14 protein-coding genes are annotated in these 14,827 nt (G+C 71.0%); 4 read left to right on the forward strand and 10 right to left on the reverse strand.

Annotation, left to right across the window (positions count from 1 at the left end):
* Positions 1–39: 39 nt before the first annotated feature.
* Positions 40–405 carry a barstar family protein gene (locus QCZ28_RS07015; protein ID WP_279515770.1) on the reverse strand — a complete coding sequence of 122 codons (366 nt, stop codon included), beginning with the start codon at positions 403–405 and terminating at the stop codon, positions 40–42.
* Positions 406–506: 101 nt separating this feature from the next.
* Positions 507–944, reverse strand: coding sequence for a ribonuclease domain-containing protein (locus tag QCZ28_RS07020; protein WP_279515856.1), 438 nt, complete (start codon positions 942–944; stop codon positions 507–509).
* 294 nt (positions 945–1,238) lie between these two features.
* Between QCZ28_RS07020 and QCZ28_RS07025 the strand changes: the two genes are divergently transcribed.
* Both QCZ28_RS07025 and QCZ28_RS07030 read left to right on the forward strand, forming a co-directional pair.
* Entirely contained in the window at positions 1,239–2,087 is an 849-nt protein-coding gene (locus QCZ28_RS07025; protein WP_279515771.1) for a hypothetical protein, read from the forward strand.
* Positions 2,053–3,222, forward strand: a complete 1,170-nt coding sequence (locus tag QCZ28_RS07030) for a hypothetical protein (protein WP_279515772.1) — start codon at positions 2,053–2,055, stop codon at positions 3,220–3,222. Before QCZ28_RS07025 ends, QCZ28_RS07030 begins: the two co-directional genes overlap by 35 nt.
* Before the next feature lie 34 nt (positions 3,223–3,256).
* On the opposite strand, the gene QCZ28_RS07035 is transcribed toward QCZ28_RS07030, so the two are convergent.
* Positions 3,257–3,511 (reverse strand): hypothetical protein, encoded by a 255-nt coding sequence (locus QCZ28_RS07035; protein ID WP_279515773.1) that lies wholly within the window; start codon positions 3,509–3,511, stop codon positions 3,257–3,259.
* 117 nt (positions 3,512–3,628) lie between these two features.
* Between QCZ28_RS07035 and QCZ28_RS07040 the strand changes: the two genes are divergently transcribed.
* Complete coding sequence (locus tag QCZ28_RS07040) at positions 3,629–4,996, forward strand: helix-turn-helix transcriptional regulator (RefSeq protein WP_279515774.1); 1,368 nt, start codon at positions 3,629–3,631, stop codon at positions 4,994–4,996.
* Between the two features lie 58 nt (positions 4,997–5,054).
* Here QCZ28_RS07040 and QCZ28_RS07045 read toward each other — a convergent pair whose 3' ends face one another.
* Entirely contained in the window at positions 5,055–5,297 is a 243-nt protein-coding gene (locus QCZ28_RS07045; protein ID WP_030327471.1) for a winged helix-turn-helix domain-containing protein, read from the reverse strand.
* 315 nt (positions 5,298–5,612) lie between these two features.
* Here QCZ28_RS07045 and QCZ28_RS07050 point away from each other — a divergent pair, with 315 nt between their 5' ends.
* Entirely contained in the window at positions 5,613–5,906 is a 294-nt protein-coding gene (locus QCZ28_RS07050) for a DivIVA domain-containing protein (protein ID WP_279515775.1), read from the forward strand.
* Between the two features lie 261 nt (positions 5,907–6,167).
* On the opposite strand, the gene QCZ28_RS07055 is transcribed toward QCZ28_RS07050, so the two are convergent.
* The 6 genes from QCZ28_RS07055 to QCZ28_RS07080 all read right to left on the reverse strand — a co-directional run bounded on the left by QCZ28_RS07055 (position 6,168) and on the right by QCZ28_RS07080 (position 14,818).
* Positions 6,168–6,692: a carboxymuconolactone decarboxylase family protein gene (locus QCZ28_RS07055; protein WP_279515776.1), complete on the reverse strand. Its 525-nt coding sequence runs from the start codon at positions 6,690–6,692 to the stop codon at positions 6,168–6,170.
* Positions 6,693–6,868: 176 nt separating this feature from the next.
* Positions 6,869–7,207, reverse strand: coding sequence for a hypothetical protein (locus QCZ28_RS07060; RefSeq protein WP_279515777.1), 339 nt, complete (start codon positions 7,205–7,207; stop codon positions 6,869–6,871).
* 52 nt (positions 7,208–7,259) lie between these two features.
* Positions 7,260–8,693, reverse strand: a complete 1,434-nt coding sequence (locus QCZ28_RS07065; protein ID WP_279515778.1) for a hypothetical protein — start codon at positions 8,691–8,693, stop codon at positions 7,260–7,262.
* A 220-nt stretch (positions 8,694–8,913) separates the two neighbouring features.
* The gene (locus QCZ28_RS07070; protein ID WP_279515779.1) at positions 8,914–12,003 is read right to left on the reverse strand and encodes a hypothetical protein; all 3,090 of its coding nucleotides are present in this window, start codon (positions 12,001–12,003) and stop codon (positions 8,914–8,916) included.
* A 57-nt stretch (positions 12,004–12,060) separates the two neighbouring features.
* Positions 12,061–13,002, reverse strand: coding sequence for a DUF559 domain-containing protein (locus QCZ28_RS07075; protein WP_279515780.1), 942 nt, complete (start codon positions 13,000–13,002; stop codon positions 12,061–12,063).
* A 190-nt stretch (positions 13,003–13,192) separates the two neighbouring features.
* The gene (locus QCZ28_RS07080) at positions 13,193–14,818 is read right to left on the reverse strand and encodes an anibiotic ABC transporter (protein WP_279515781.1); all 1,626 of its coding nucleotides are present in this window, start codon (positions 14,816–14,818) and stop codon (positions 13,193–13,195) included.
* Positions 14,819–14,827 lie beyond the last annotated feature (9 nt).

Raw genomic sequence — 14,827 nt, forward strand, 5'->3', positions numbered from 1 at the left:
TACGACCGGCAGCTGGTTCACCGCAGGCCCGGAGCGCGGTCAGGCGGGCGGGACTTCGTGGAGGACGACGCGCAGCGGGTGCGGTGCGGTCGTGGCGAGGTCGCCGAGCACGGTGAGTAGCAGAGCGTACTGACCCGCCGGCTCGTCGACGAGCAGCTGACCGGCGTCGCCGACCAGCAGGGTGAGCGGGCCGGCGTCCAGTCGGTCCCGCAGAGCGTCGGCGAGGGCGTCCCAGGTGCTCCCCAGGTGGGCCGGCAGGGCCAGTGCCTCGGCCATCGCGGCGAAGAGCGCGGGCCGGGTCCGGGTCGCCGCGCCGGCCAGCACCACTGCGCCCCACACGTTTGGCGCCTTGTCACAGCACACGGTCAACCAGTCGGGCCACCGCCCGTCGTCCTCGTCGGCCATCACGTGCCTCCCGGTGGTCAGGCATCGAAACCGCTGGGCCGGGCGGGCGCGGGGGCGGGGCCGGGCGGGCGGTGTGGGTCGACGGGCCGGCCCCGAGTCGGTCAGAGCCGGTAGAAGTCCGTGTAGTGGTTGGGCGAGAACCAGGTGACCCCGGTGCTGCGGTTCACCACGATCCGGTACGCGTCCCGGGCGGCGCCCTGGGTCCGCGGGTAGACGTCGTACTCGTAGTAGGTGGCGTTGGTGGGCAGTTGACCCTCGTAGTTGTAGAACTGGCCACCGGCGAAGTTGGACTTCCCCCCGCTCCAGGAATACCAGCCACGGCTGGTCGGGAACCCCTTGGCGGACCAGCCCGAGCGGGCGGTGCGGGCGTCCGCGCAGCGGCTCATGGTGCAGGAGCTGTAGACCGCCGCCGACGCCGAGTCGGTCAACCGGGGGGCGACCACGGACGGGCCGACCAGCGCGGCGGCGACCATGGCGAGGAGCAGGGCGACGCTGGTGGTACGCCGGCGGATCGCGCCGAGCGTGGCCAGCGGGGACACGAGGGTGGACACAGGCTGCCTCCAGACCATCCGATCCATCGATCCGCGTGATTGTCGGACCAGGACCAGTCTCATTGTTGCCGGTCGACGGCGACAGCCCCTGCCGCCCCAACGTCGCCACAATGCTCGGTGAACCCCGGACGACCCTCTCCCCTCCGGAGGCCCGGCCCCGTCGTACCCCCGGGCCTGAATGGGCGTGACCGCTTCGCCACGGCGTCACGTCGGCGTGGCGGCGACCAGATCGGTTACCCGTTGTTAGCGTGGGACGCGAATCCGTGACCAGGGAGGGGTGGTATGGCCGACGCCCCCGACGGCAGGCCGAGACCGGCGGAGCCGCGGCGGCACTGGGCAATCCGCAGCCTCACCGCCACCCGGGACACGAGCGTCCGCAGTTGGCGGTGGTGGGCGCGCAACTGGGACCGACTGGTGGCGGCCCTGCAGGACGAGGAGCCGGTCGGATTGGCCGCGCCCGCGACACCGTCCGGCCCGCTCGTCGAGCAGCGCACCGCGCCCCGGCAGATCGTGGTGCCCGCCCAGGGTTACGTGTACTCCTTCCACATCCGCGCGACGTTCGCCTGGTCGTCGACGGTCAGCCTGCGCGCCGAGGTGCTGACCTGGTACGCCGACTACTTCATGCCGCAGGCGATCCAGCGGCTGACCCGGCTCGCCGCCGACGCCGCCCGGGAGTTGGCCCCCCACCGCGCGGCGGAGCTGGAGATGCACCTGCAGCAGACGCTCGCCGCGCAGGGCCCCTGGCGCTACCAGCGCGGCGACCTTGAGGTCAGCTGCGCGCCGGACGTCGCCGTCCGGCTCGACGAGCACATCAGACGAGCGGTTCAGCCACAGATCGATCGGCTGGTCAACCTCGAATGCCGCCTCGAAGAGCACCTGCGGCAGGCGCGGTACGCCGAAGAGCTCAGCCGCCGGTGGGTGGCGATCCTGGATGACCACCTGGCGGTGGCCGGCGGCGACCCGGACCTGGCCACCGCGCGCCAGCACCTGCTCAGCAGACAGCGGGACGCCGTCCGGTGGATCGACGAACTGCTGGCCCAGCGCCGCCGCCCGCAGCAGGGTCAGTTCGCGACACCGACCGTCACACCCCGACCGAGTGGCCTCGACACCGGTGGTGACCTGCCAGGTTGAGGCGGCCCAGCGCGCAATCGGTTGTCAGATTTTTGTCATTCTCGACGCCTTGATCGGCGTGCAAACATCGAAATGGGACGGTGGGCGGCTCGGTCGGCGCAACGCCCGAGAAAACAACTCCAGGACGGGTGGGCTGATGCGCAGGACCTGGCTGTTCTTCCGAAAGAGTCCACTTGTCGCCGTGCTCACCGCTGGGATCGCGTTCACGCTCGCGGTGCTCGGTCAGGCGCTGGTGGGACAGCTGGGTCAGAACGTCGCCGACAAGGCCATCACCCAATCAACGTGGCTCACCGTGGTGCTCATCTTCATCCTCATCGTGGCGATCGCCATCCTCGCCTCACTACGCGGCAGCGTCGAGGAGTTGACCCGACGCGCCGGCCTCTCCATTCAGTACTATCCGCTGGATCCCGGCCAGCACTCGCCGGAGCGCGACGAGAAGGCGCGGGCCCTCTACGCGGCCGCGCGGATGGTCATCGAGTCGGCGAACGAGGACGGCGACTCCCGCATCTACGCGGTCAACTCATTCGTGGAAGTCGGCGTCCAACCGGGCGACGCTCACGTGAAAGACCACAGCCTGCGCTACCTCGAATCACTCAACCGGAAGCTCGGCAAGGTCGCCTACCACCGCATCGTGCAGCTTTCGCACTTCGACATGGCCCGTCTGGAGCGCCACCCCGACGAATCGATCGCGGAGCTCGTGGCAGAGAACTACCTGGCGCACTATCGGGAAATCGTCAAAGCCGGCCAGCAGGGCAAGGAAGCGGTGCTGGAGGCGGTGCTCGGCAAATACCCGACCTGTTTCGTCCTCGTCCAGAACGCCGCAGACGGAAAATACGGAGGCCGGCTGATCTGGCAGATGCACCAACACGTCGACGGGCGGCCGCGCGAGGACATCGTCGAACTGACCGGCATCTACATCATCAACGACCCGGACGGCATCTTCATCGGCACGTTCGTCCGTTGGTTCAACGACCTTCGGGCGGCCCAGCGGCCACGCCGGCACCTGACCCTGGCAAACCTGAACGGCACCGCACCGGCGGAAAAGACCACGACGGCTACTCCCGCCACCCCACGGCCGCGCCGACAGTGGTGGTCCGGCCGACGAGCACCGGTCGACCAGGTAGAGGAAACGTAGGCGGTCAGCGGTCCGGGCGCAGAGGTCGCCGGTGTCACTGTTGGTCATCGCGACGAGAGTGGCTGGCGGCGAGGCCGACCAGCGCAGTGACGATGGCTCCAACCGCGGCGACCGCAGCGGTTGCCGTGCCTTCAGGACCGTTCAACGCGACCACCAGAAGCACCGCAGTGGCCGACGCACCGATAGCCAGGGCGCGGCCCACCACGTTTGACGACAGATCATCTCGCGCCGGCTTCTCCGACTCATCCATCACGACTCCCAACGAGTAGCGTTCGATCACGTTCAGCACAGCATTGGTGTGCGTGTGCAAGCACTCGGCCTGTCATATTGCGAAACGGCCTTGCGTGAGACGTCATTCACGCAACACAGTCGACAGAGGCAACATCGGGGCCGACTGGAGGCCGCCATGGGCGCGGACCGTCGCTGGTACGAGCTACCGGAGGCCAGGCAAGCGGCCTCCACGGGAGACTTCGGTGTGCTGCTGCGGGTAGCCCGTACCGCTGCTCGGCTCACCCTCGCGGAAGCCGGTCAGCGCTGCGGATACTCGGCAGCGACCCTCTCCCGGATCGAGCGTGGCCGCCAGCCGCTGACAGACGTCACGGTGTTGCGTCGCCTCGCTGAGATATTCGACATTCCGCCGGAGCTGTTCGGACTCGCAGGAGGAGGCAGCCCGACATTCAACCGTCTCGGTGGCTCACTGGATAGGGTGCACGGTGAAGAGCCATCGCGCGAGGCGGGAGATGGTCCGGTGCGACGACGTGACGTGCTCGGCGGCCTGGCAGGCCTCGTGGGCGCTGCCATTCCCGGGACGGATGACGGACCGGCCGCGGTGCCGGGCCGAGTCGTCAGCAGCCTGGAGGACGCTCTACTGGGGAACGCACCGCCCCCGACCGGCCCCGTTGGCACAGCGTCGGTACGCGCGGCGCTCGGGACCGCCTGGTCCGACTTCCACGCCTGCCGGTACGCCCGATTATCGTCACGGCTCTCGGGCCTGGTGTCGATGGCAACGGCTGCGCGCGTCACCGCCGGCGTTGATGATCGGTCGACGGCGGCCAGCGCCCTGACCGAGACCTATCATCTGGCAACGCAGGTGCTCATCAAGCTGCACGAGGACGGCATGGCGTGGTCGGCCATGGACCGTTCCCGCCAGGCGGCGCGCGAAGCGGACGACCCACTGCTGACCGCAGAGACGGAGCGGATCTCCGCGATCGTGCTGCGACGCTCCCGGCACCGAGCCCGCGCAGAACAGACGGCGGTCAGCGCCGCCCAGGCCCTCGACGCAGGGACCGGCTTGACCTCGGTTGAGCAGAGCTGCGCGTACGGGCGGCTGCTGGCGACAGCGGCATACACGGCAGCTCTCTCGGACCGTCGGGACACCGCTTGGGAGCTGCTGGCCGAAGCCGACGAGGCCAGCCGGCGGACCGAAGCGGGCGGCGGTTTCGCGGAGGTCGACGTCGCGCTCTACAAGATCAGTGTCGCCCGAAGACTGGGTGACTTCGGTGCGGCGGTCGAATACGCCCGCGCACTGCGCCCCGATCGGCTGGGCAATGTGGAGCGGCGGGCGCGGTACTGGGAAGACGTCGCGTTGGCCCTGTTCGGGCGCGGTGCGCACGCGCAGGCGTACCGGGCGCTGCTCGCCGCCGAGCAGACGGCGCCGCAGGAGGTGCGCTACCGACCGTGGGCTCAGCAGCTCACCGGCGCGCTGCTCAGCGCCGACCGCCGTCAGGCGTTGCCCGGGCTCCGCAGCTTCGCCGCCCGCACCGGCGTCACCTGAGCGCGCGGACTCGGTACCGCGTCGGTACCCCGCGAGGCGCGGCTCCGCGCCGGGCTCGCTACCGTGGCTCCCGCATCCAGGTCTTCGGGTCGGTCACGAAGATGCCCTTGCCCTGATGCCTCCGGATCACCCGCAACGCTTCCAGACGGACGTAGACCATCTGGATGGTTGATGAACTGACGTCGAAGCGATCAGACATGTCAGCGATCGAGGGCAGCTTGTCCCCTGGCTTGACCTTCCCGCTGCGCAGGTCCCCGATGATCTCGTCCGAGATCCGGATGTAGTCCGGTGTCTGTGGCATGGCACTCCTTGCGTGGCACGCCAATTTGATCACGACACGCACCGGCGAGACAACTATGCGTTGCGACGCGCAACTTAGGCATATATGGTTATGCAAGAGCTGCTCCTCGCGTGGCAACGAGTTCGGCTCATCCCCTGGTCGGGGCGGGTGCGTGTGCCCGTCCCGACCCATCGGACTGCTCTGCTGTCGTACCGCCGAATGGGGCTGCGGCGGCGGAGCGGGCGGGTCGTCCGCGGCCCTCGCGCGGACGGCCCGCCCTTCCCGACCCACCGCACGGACCTTCCGCGCTCCCGCCTGCCCCCAGAGAGGACCGCCGTGGCTCAGGTGTATCGAGGTGGCCAGCCCTACCCCGCCGGCTACCCAGGCCGGTTGACGCCGCACGAGGTGCGGACCCGCGAGTTCGCCGCGTGCCGGCGCGGCGTCGACCCCGATGAGGTACGCGAGTTCCAGGCCCGGGTGGCCGACGAGCTGGCCATGACCAACGAGACGGTACGGCTGCTCAGCCAGGAGAACGACCGGATCAAGCGGGCGCTGCGCGACTGGCAGACCATGCACGCGCGAGAGTGCCCGCCGGCCCAGGAGCACCACCACAACTCCGGCCACTGGTGACCGCGCGCCCCTCCCCCGGCGACCTGCTCATCGTCGACGGCCGAGCATCGGTGCAGTTCGCCGGGGATCGCGCGCTGACCTTCCGCGTCGTCTCGGTCTGCGACCAGCCGACGTACGAGGGTTGGATCTGGCTGACCGGCTACATCCTCAACCGCCGAGGCAACGCGACCGCCAAACGCGAGATATATGTCCAACTCGTCGGCCTTCGCCGCGCTCCCGCACCCGCTGCGTCAACCCCGGGCAGGGTGCGTCTCGCTGGGTCTAACCGCCGAAGCTCAGCGCCTGCCGCAGATCCGCGTCCAGGCTCTCCTGATACTGCGGATCGGGCTCAGCCCCGGCCGCGCTGAGGACGGTGCTGAAGAAACATCTGGCGCCGACGGCGAGGATGACGCGGAAGACATCCGTGTCATCGAGACCGTGAGCACGCAGGCCCGCGACGTCGGCCTCGGTGACGGAGGTCGCATCGGCCGCGACCTTCCCGGCGAAGTTGACGACTGCGACCTCCTGCGCCGAGAGACCGGCGCTGCCGTGGTCCGACGCGATGGCGGCGACAGTCGGCGCGTCGAAGAACTTGTCGCGCAGAAACTTCCCATGTGCCAGGCCGCAGTAGGAGGATTTCAGGGCGCGGGCCGCAGCGAGGGTCACCAACTCATAGCGGCGCAGCTCCATCCCGTCCTTCACCGCGCCGTTGAGCTGCTGCCATGCCAGATACGCCGCCGGGTTGTGGGCGAACAACCTGGTGTAGTTGGGCAGGTAGCCCATCGCCTTCGTGTCGGTGTCGAACATCCGCTCGGTGTCCGGGGACCGCTCTGCCTGCCGTAGGAAACTCATCCGGCTCCCTCCTCCCTGTTTGGACCGGGACGGTACGCCGTTGAGGCCGCGAACGCTGTCGGGAAACCGGCCGTGCGCGAAGGGCCAGACGGTCGTCAGGTGTCGGGCCGCCAGGGCGGCGTTCACATCCGCTACAGGCTGTTGACGGCCTGGGAGACGCGCAGCACGGCGTCGGCGACGGCGGTCACCGTTCCGGCACCTGCCAGCAGGGCCGGTAGCAGGCTGCGGATGCCCTCCACGTTGGGGCGTGGCTCGGCGGCGTACGCCGCTGCCGTGCTCGCCAACTGGGTCAGCCGTTCGGCCTCGCGGACCTCCGTCCGGTGCTTCGCGACCTCGTCGACCAGGGCGGCGACGAGCCCGGAAAGGTCCGAGCCTCGACTGAAGTCGTTGCTCCGGTTGTGCACCTGCGCGTGGTCACCGAAGACGTTCGCCTCACCGTTGATGTCGCCGCTGAAGTTGAACTGACTCACTGACTCGTCCTTCCGGGTCGCCCGCTGGCCGGACCTGCGGGACATCAACCGATCAGTCCGTCTGGTCGTCGCGATCGACATTCGTCATGCGTCCGTGGTTTCCGAAGATGTTGCCCCGGCCGGACACCTCTCCGATGTTGGTGATGTTGTTGATGATCCGCTGCTTTCCGGCGGCGATCTCGGACGTGTCGATGCCCTTGTCCGTCAGGAACGCCACCAGACAGTCGATCACTCCTCGCTGCATCCGCAACAGACAGTCGCGCACGTCGGCGACTTCGAAATAGCTCTCGATGCTCGTGCTGGCCGCGAGCTCCCGGGCGCTGAAGGGCGCCCCGTAGTCGTAGCGTCGCCCCTCCTGGAGCGCCTCGTAGTGATGCTGCGTCCGTTCCTCGTGCGCCTCGGCCAGGTCGATGCCCCGGTCCGAGCGCAGGAACAGCTGGGCAAGGTAGGTGCGCCACGCCGCGAGGGCGAGGGCCGAGGTGGTCGAGCGACCGTGAAGCGGGCTCAGATCCTCCCCGAACAGGCCGTAGAAGCCGGTGGCGGGCGCGGGGTCGCGACGGACGGGTGGCAGCACGAAGGCGGCGAACTCGCAGGACAGAATGCCCTGGTCGAGGGTGTAGCGGGCGAAGAAGTTGATGACGATCTGGCCACCGACGAGACTCTTCGCCAGGCACACGTACGTCCTGGCCTGCTCCCCCGGCGCGTCGCTGCCCAGATCAACCCAGGACGTTTCCAGTCGGGACGGCGGGCGCACCTCGTCGGGGTGGAACAACCCCTCACAGTCCGGCAGCACGTCCCCCCGCACGTAGATCCGCTTGGTGACCTCGATGTCGCTGAGCCCGAGCCGTGACCGGGCGAGCCGGATCAGATCGTCGTGCAGGTCGCGGATGGTGAAGGTCGCGGGTGGTCGCGTACCGTCTCGGTTCTTTTCTCGACCGCGACTGACGTCGATGGGTGGCAGGGCCCAGCGGCCGATCTCGGTGCCGCTGCCGACGAACGGGTTGCCCGCGACAACCTCGAAGACGATCATGTTGGCGTCCTGCAGGGCGGCGAGCTCGTCCTCCAACTCGGAATCGAGCTCTGACGCCTGGGCGGCCAGCACCTTCTCCTCCGCCATCGTGTCGATCGCCGCCGTGCGGGTCTCCTGGAGACTGAGGAAGGTGGTGCGCCACCCGACCCCGCACGCCACGGCGATGAGCGGCAGCGTGAGCAACGCCGTCACCGGCCCGTCCCGCCAGAGGAGGAGGATGCCCAGCCCGACCAGACCGAGTAACGCGTAGCGCGTCATCGCCACCGCGTCGTACAGCTTCCGCCAATGGGTGTCGGCCGCCTGGGCGTGGCGCACCAGCGCAACCGCGTCCACCCCGAAAGAGGGACACCACGCCTTCGGGTTGTCGAGGCTGTACAGCAGCAACACCTGCGCCGCCAGCGGCGGACGCAGATGCATGGCGCAGCACATCTGCCGGCTGGCCAGGTCCTTCGGCACCGAGGGCAGCGTCGACCCTCCGCCGATACGGCCGCTCAGTGGGTCGGCAACGTCTTTCGCACTGACACTTCTGGGAATGGACGGTGCCATGTCGAGACAGTAATTCCCGCACTGTCAATTCGCTGTCCTCGATCTTCCAGTGGCGGACCGCACCGGAGGTCTCCCCGTCCAAGCCCACATCTGCAACGCGTGCGCTGCCCACCCGGTTGGTGACGCTCTGTCAGCCGTCGTACCACATGGGGGCGCTGCGGTTGACGGTCTGCACCACGATGGCCGGCTCGGCGAGGACGGCGACCAGCCGTCGGGACGCGGCGACCGCGAGCGGACCCAACGTCTGGTGCTCGATCACGGCGTGGCACAGCTGAAGTCCCACCTCGGCGACCTCGCGTCGGCCCAGCTCGATCCGCCGTGGCTGGTCACGCCGTCCGGCCAGCACCGCCCGGATGCGGCGGCGCAGTTCGGCCTGTTCGTCGGTGTTGCGGCGCATCACCTCGACCGACCAGCGCCACGTCTCGGCGAGCAGCAGCAGGTCGACCCGGTCCGGCGGTTCGTCGGCGAGGAGCAGCTCGTGATGGCAGACGACCAGGGCCGAGGCGGGTTCACCCGCGTCGACGAGCATGCTGGCGAGCAGGCCGGCACCGACAGGTGCCGGCTCCCCGACGTCCTGGTCGGCGGCGGCGCGCAACAGGTCCAGGTGGGTGCGCGCCGCTTCGACGTCCCCGTTGACGTGGTGCAGGACGGCCAGGAACTCCCGCACCCCGTGCGCTGCCGGGCGGGTCACGGAAGCGAGATCCGGCGTGACGCCGGTGGCCGCCCGGTCCAGCTCCTCGGCCGCGGCGATCAGCTCGGTCACCGGCGCGTCGTCGGCGATCAGCTGGGCGAGCCGCTGTCGCTGCACCACCGACGGCGTCGGCTCGCTCGGTGGTGGGATGAGCGCCAGCAGGCTCGCCAGCCGGGTCCATTCCCCCGCCGCCGCCCCGGCAAGCAGCGCGCGACGCAGCGCCGCCACGGTGAGGTCGTCGGCGTGCCCGATGCTCGCCGCCCGCGCCTGCGTGACGTCGGCGAAGACGCCGAACGCCTCCGGCCAGTAGCCGGCGCCGGCAAGCTCGACGCCGAACTCCTCGCGCAGCCGGCTGCCCCGTCGGGCGCTCACCGACCCCGCGGCGAGTCGGCTCTGCAGGCGTCCGTGCCGGAACCGGTAGGCGCCCGCGCCGTCGCGCAGCAGGCCGACGGTCTCCGCGTACGCCAGGAAGGCGAGCAGCCGGTGGGGCGTGCGGCCACGGACGGCGAGGGCGGCACGGGTGAGCGCGAAGCGCATCCACGCCCCACCCCCGCGCCGGTGTAGCCACCAGCCCAGCCCGAGCCCCACCCCGGCCCAGACCAGCGCCGGCAGCGGCGGTACGGCGGACAGCACCCCGGTGAGACGCAGCGCCGCGACGACGACGAGCAGCCGAAGGACGCCGGTGGCGGCGCTGACCAGCGCGGAGGCGACGCTGGCGGCCCGATCGGCTTCGACGGTCTCGACCACACTGGTCGCCCCGAGTTCGGGGGCCGGCGCGGCGACGTCCACCCGGAGTCCGGCGCGGACCGCTCGGAACGCCCCACCGAGCAGGCCGACCATGACGGCGACCCGGACCGGGTCGGGCCACTGTGGCAACCCCGGCACGCGGTCCACCAACGCGATCAGTTGAGCCTTGGGCGCGAAGGCCGTGAGGAAGCCGTAGGTGAACAGTGCCAGGATGGCGCCGCCGGACAGCCCATCGAGCAGCCCGTCGCGAAACGCCCGGAGACCACCGACGAACGCCACCCGCCGGGGTGTCTCTCGACCGGCCCAACCCGAGCCACCGACCAGCGCCACGACCCCGGCCAGCAGGAAGGCCGTGATCGCCAGGGCGTCCGTCCCGCGGACCAGGTCGTCGAGGAGGTTGCGGGTCGGTGGGTGGGTCACCAACTGCGCCGTCGCCGTGAGAGCGTCCGCGGAGAGGGTCAACGCCAACCACACCGCCGCCGCGGTACGCACACCGGCGACGAGCGCCCAGAACGGGCCGGGCTGCGCGCTCGCCAACTGCCACCAACGGAACTCCCTGACGTCGAGCGACTCCAGGTGCGCGGCGAGGAACGTCAGGTAGCGCCGGGCGGTGTGGGGTTCCCAGCGCCGCAGCCCCTGGGAGCCGCGACGGGAGCGCAGCGCGGCGTCCACGGCCCTGGTCAGCAGGTCGTCCTCGACGGAACGTTGGCCCCGCTCCCGCGCCAGCGGCACGAGGTCCCGGGGATCGGTGCCCGCCTGGTCGAAGGCGCTGCGGGCCATCGCCACCATCAGGGGGGTGGAGAGCGCGGCGGTCAGCTGGGGGGCGTCCCCGAGCGTGGTGGCGACGGCGGTCCAGTTGTCGACCTGGTGCAGCGGGGCCGCGTCCACCAGGTAGTCGGCGACCTCGGCGGGCGCCGGCGGTTCGAGCATGACCACGGCGGTGCCGCGCAGCTTCTCCCCCTGGGTCAGGTAACGCTCGTAGACCGAGGTGCGGCAGGTGAGGACGAACCGCTGCGTCGGCAGCGCGTTCAGCTCGTCCAGGCAGGCGATCAGCCGGTCCTCGGGCACCTCGTCCAGTCCGTCGAGGACGGATACCACCAGGTCGGTCTCGATGAGGTCGCGCAGCACGGCGTCGCGGCGCGGGTGGCCGGCCGCGAGCTGCGGGTAGCGCCGGGCGATCCGGTCGACCAGCCAGTCGTGGAAGCCCTCCCGGTCGGGATCCCAGGAGTCGGCGGCGACCAGCGCCGGGACGGGCGCGTCCGGCTCGCGGTGCACGGGCAGCTCCCGGGCCATCCGCAGCGCGAGGATCGACTTGCCGGAGCCGGCCGGCCCCAACAGCAGCAGCCGACCGGAGGGGACGCGCCGGTAGCAGCTCCACAGTGTCCCGTTGCCGCCGGCGAGGTCCACCGGCACGGCGGCGCTGGATCGGCCGATGGCCCGCCAGGAGGGGAGGAACCGGTCGGGGGCGGTGCGCCACCGCACCGGCAGTGGGTACGGCTCGTCGACGGTCCGCAGCAGCGCCTCGTCGGTCGGGTCGCGTCGGATCAGCTCCACGAGTTCGTCGGCGGCGGCGCGCCGGTGCGCGGCGGCCTCGGCGAGACCCGCCGTTGCGCCGCGGAAGAGTTGGTCCAGCAGGACGTAGACGGCGATGACCCCGGCGACGACGCCCCAGCTCCAGTTGACCTTCTCGAAGTCGTACCGCAGCCACACCCACGCCGTACCGCCGACGGCCAGCGCGGCCACCACACCCAGCGAACCCCACTTCCACCCGCGACGGCGCACCGCACGATTGTGGTCGACCCGCGCCCGCCAGGACACCCCACCCGCGGCAGACCGCCGTCAGGTTCGCCGGGTCGCCAGGATGGCGAGGGTTTCCCGGCGCACCTCGTCGATCTCGTGCACGAGGCGGCGGTGGGCGAAGCGGACCACCAGGATCCCGATGGCCGCCAGTTGGGCGTCGCGGCGCAGATCGAACTCCCGCTGACCAGGGCTGTCGTGGGTGGTGGCGCCGTCGAGTTCGATGTTGACCCGTTCCCGCTCCGCGAACATGTCGAGGTAGACCGTGCGCCGCCCGACACGGACCGGCACCTGTCGGCGGAACGCCGGCATTGCGGGACAGGTGAAGACGCGCTCGTGTCCCCAGATGTCCAACGGGCTGCGGCAGCCGTCGGCAAGCTTCGTCAGCAGATGCCGAAACGCCGCCCGGTCGATCAGCTTCGGCACCCGCTCCAGTGCCGCCGACAGCCGTTCGGGGGTGGTCAGCCAGTCGTTGACCGCTCGGATTACCGGCGCCCGCCGCTCGGCGGGCGGCAGCATCGGCCACGAGTCCACAAGGGCCTGTTCGAGGCGGGTGACTGTCATGTCTCGCCGGACGACCACCTGCGGCGGCTCGATGGTCAGGCCGCGGCGTCGATGCACGATCACCCCGGGCCGGGTCCGCAGGCTCGCACCCGCCGGTGTGCTCAGGTGCACGAGGTCACCAACCAGCTCCGTACGCAACCCCCACACGGCGAGCGCACTGAGATGACTGAGCGCGCCGTTTCCGCCGGCCCAGGCGAGAGCCGCCCGCAGACTCACGACAGGGTCGAGTCGACTCAGAACCGGTGCGCCGGGTCGCCCACCGACGACGTGCGCCGCCACGAACACCTCGGGCAGCACCCGTACCAGTTCGCCGTTACGACAGGCCCGCTGGAGAGTCCACGACGGCACCACCTGCCCGGCTGCCCCGAGCGTCACCAGCCCCGCCCCAAGCTCCACGAGTTCCCGAAGCACCACGTTCACGCACTGAACGGTGAAGCCCCACCCGAGCCCTCCGCAACCACACCAGCAGACCCCCTGTGGACAGCCGCCACCCTGTGCACAACGCCCGCCGAAGGCCCAGGTGTGCTAGGTCAGGTGATCGGTGGCAGCTCAGCGGGGCCAGCCTCGGCGTGCCGAGTCGCTGGGCCGCCAACGATCAAGAGACGCCCGCTCAGGACGGGACGTCGCGGTGGCGGAAGGCGGCCACGCCGACGGCGAGCAGGGCCGCGGCCACCGCCGCCAGCACGAGCAGGGGAAGCGCCGCCGGGTGGACGGCGGGCACGGCCGGCACATGGGTGTACGGCGAGACGTTGAGCGCGGCCTGCGGCAGCTCCAGCACCGCGCCGAGCTGCCCGAGGAGCAGGAAGACCAGCAGCGCCGTCCAGGACAGCATCACCGACCAGCGGGGCAGCAGCCCGAAGAGCGCGGTCACCACCCCGGCGACCACGAGCAGGGCGGGCAGGCGCAGCAGCGCGGCGCCGCCCAGCTCGACGGCCTGCCCGATCGGGTCGCCGATGACGATGCCGTAGCCGAGGCCGGTGGTCACGCCGGCGAGCAGCAGCAGGGCGACCGCGCCGAGCGTCGCGGCGAGCACCTGGGTGCCGAGCCAGCGGGTGCGGCTGACCGCCGTGGCGAGGGCGGCCTCCAACACCCCGTCGGCCTCGTCGCCGCGGACCCGGAGCAGGGCCTGCACGACGTACGCGCCGATGGTCAGCGCGAAGAGGCCGAGCATCGCGGTCAGGTACGCCTTGATCAGGTCGTCCCCGCCGCCCATCGCGTTTATCGCTTCGGCGGCGGCCGGGTTCGCGTCGATCATGTCGTTGAACTCGTCGGCGGCGACACCCATGGGCAGGCCGAGCGCGGCCACCCCGACGGCCCAGCCGAGCAGGGTGCCGCGCTGCGTCCGCCAGGCCAGCCCGGTGGGGCTGAGCAGCAGTGGCGCGCCGGTCGCCGGGCCGCGTCGGGGGGCGATCAGCCCGGCGCCCTGGTCGCGTCGCTCGGCGAGGGCGTACGCCAGCGCCACCCCGACGAGGAGCAGTGCGACGGGCAGGGCGAGCACCCACCAGCGTTCGCCGTCGAAGGCGCGGACCTGGTTGCCCCAGCCGAGCGGGGAGATCCACGACGGCCAGGCGCTGCGGACCCGGGTGCCGTCGGCGCTCTGCTCGCCGAGCACGTCGCCGGCGGCGCGCAGCACGAAGGAGAGCCCGACGGTGGCGGCGGCGAGCGCGTTGGCGCCGCGCGCGGTGACGGAGAGTTGGGCGGTGACGGCGGCGATCGCGGTGAAGGCGACCCCGACGCCGCCGATCGCTGCCGCTGCCGCGACGGAACCGGCGAGCGGCAGACCGGCGCCGACCAGCGCGACCGCGAGCAGCGCGGCGGCCACTGCGTTCGCGGCGACGATGACGAGCAGCGCGGCGGTCAGCGGCGCGTACCGGCCGACGACGTTGGCGCCGAGCAGTTCGGCGCGGCCGGTCTCCTCGTTCTGGCGGGTGTGCCGGGTCACCGCGAAGGTGCTCAGCAGCGCGACGATCAGGGCCAGTGTCACGTACGTCTCGGCGACCACCACCGCACCGAGGTCGGTGCCGTGGATGGGGCCGTTGAAGGCGCGGGCGACCAGGCTGGACGCCGAGGTGGTGGCGTAACCGAGCCGGGCCTCCTGGTCGGGGTAGATGCCGGCGACGCTGCCGGCGAGGGCGTAGCCGAGCAGGGGTGTGCCGAGGACCCAGATGGCGAGGCGGATCCGGTCGCGGCGCAGGACGAGCCGGGCCAGCCGGGTCGTGCCGGTGAGGGCGCTCACCGGGCACCG

The sequence above is a fragment of the Micromonospora sp. DH14 genome (assembly GCF_029809455.1).
In the GTDB taxonomy this organism is placed as follows: Bacteria; Actinomycetota; Actinomycetes; order Mycobacteriales; family Micromonosporaceae; genus Micromonospora; species Micromonospora parva.